1 protein-coding gene is annotated in these 2,186 nt (G+C 63.4%); it reads left to right on the top strand.

The features are described 5' to 3' along the window. Positions 1 to 2,186: Ig-like domain-containing protein (locus AC07YV_RS28510; protein ID WP_494990387.1), on the top strand; the 2,186-nt coding region annotated here is incomplete at both ends.

Here is a 2,186-nt window from a genome sequence, read left to right as displayed (position 1 = left end):
GGCCAGGGCGGCGGGCATGGCGGTTCGGCAGGGCCGGGCACCGGCACATTGGGCGGCCAGGCGGGCGGCGGCGGTGCCGGGGGTTACGGCGGCGGTTATGACGCCACCCACATGGGCGGTCGCGGCGGTACCACCACTGGCGGGGCTGGCGGCGTAGGCGTTTCCTATTACAGCAACGGCGGTAACGGTGCGACGGCCACCAATGGCACGATTTCCATTGGCGGTGGTGGCGGCGGAGCCGGTTGGGACAAGGTGGGTGGCGCCGGTGGCAATGCGGTGGGCGGGATCTACAACGCCAGCAGCGGCACCATGACCATCATTGGTACGTCGACCATCACCAACAACATTGGTGCCGGCGGTGGCGGTGGTGGTGGTGGTGGCCAGGGCAGCAATGCCTCCAATGGCGGCGCGGGCGGCAGGGGCGTCGGTGCGGTCTGGAACAAAGGCACGCTGCTGATCACGGCCGCCAACTTTGCGGCCCTGGCGGGTAATGCTGCGGCGAGCGGTTCCGGTGGCGTTGCCCTGGGTGGTGGGACCACCGGCACCTCGCCAACCTCCGTAGCGACAATCTACAACGATGGCGGCACACTCAACACCGCCTATGCACCGCCACCGACCGCGACCATTGTGGTGTCGGACAATGCACTGAAAATCGGCGAAACCTCGCTGGTGACGATCACCTTCAGTGAAGCGGTGACCGGTTTCACCAATGCCGATCTGACCATCGCCAACGGCACCTTGACCGCGGTAAGCAGTAGTGATGGCGGCATCACCTGGACAGCAACGTTCACGCCGTCCGCCAGTATTTCCGATACGACCAACGTCATCACCCTGGACAACACCGGGGTGATAAACGGTCTGGGCACTGCCGGCGTCGGCACCACCAACTCCAACAACTACACGGTCGACACCGTACGCCCGACCGCCAGCATCGTGTTTACCGACACGGCGCTGAGAGTCGGCGAAACCTCCCTGGTAACCATCACCTTCAACGAAGCGGTCAGCGGTTTCACCAATGCCGACCTGACCATTGCCAACGGCACCTTGACCTCGGTGAGCAGCAGCGACGGCGGCATCACCTGGACGGGGACTTTCACGCCAAGCGCGAGCATCGCCGACACGACCAACCTGATCACCCTGGACAACACCGGGGTCAGTGACCTGGCGGGCAACGCCGGCAGCGGCACCACCGATTCGAACAATTACGCCATCGATACCGTGCGGCCAACGGCGACCATCGTGGTGGCGGACAACGCGCTGAAAATCGGCGAAACCTCGCTGGTGACGATCACCTTCAGTGAAGCGGTCAGCGGTTTCACCAACGCCGACCTGAGCATTGCCAACGGCACCTTGAGCGCGGTCAGCAGCAGCGACGGCGGGATCACCTGGACCGCGACCTTCACACCTTCCGCAAGCATCAACGACTCGACCAACCTGATCACCCTGAACAACACCGGGGTCAGCGATCTGGCGGGCAATGCCGGTAGCGGCACCACCGATTCGAACAACTATGCGATTGATACGCTTCGTCCGACCGCCACCATCGTGGTGGCGGACAATGCGCTGAGAATCGGCGAAACCTCGCTGGTGACCATCACCTTCAGTGAAGCGGTCAGCGGTTTCACCAACGCCGACCTGACCATTGCCAACGGGACTCTGACAGCGGTGAGCAGCGGCGATGGCGGCATCACCTGGACCGCGACTTTTACCCCCACCGCCAGCATCACCGACACGACCAACCTGATCACCCTGGACAACACCGGGGTCAGCGATGTGGCGGGCAACGCCGGTAGCGGCACCACTGATTCGAACAATTACGCCATCGATACCGTGCGACCAACGGCAACCATCGTGGTGACGGACAATGCGCTGAGAATCGGCGAAACCTCGCTGGTGACCATCACCTTCAGTGAAGCGGTCAGCGGATTCACCAACGCCGACCTGACCATCGCCAACGGCACCCTGTCTGCGGTGAGCAGCAGCGACGGCGGCATCACCTGGACGGCGACCTTCACACCTTCCGCGAGCATCAATGACACGACCAACCTGATCACCCTGGCCAACACCGGCATCGCGGATCTGGCGGGCAACGCCGGCAGTGGCACCACCGATTCCAACAACTATGCGATCGACACGGTGCGTCCGACCGCCACGATTGTGCTGGCCGACACAACACTGACAGCAGG

The sequence above is a fragment of the Pseudomonas sp. GW456-E7 genome (genome assembly GCF_059424105.1).
The sequence above is the reverse complement of the archived record's forward strand: the minus strand, read 5'-3'. Positions and strand labels throughout refer to the sequence as shown.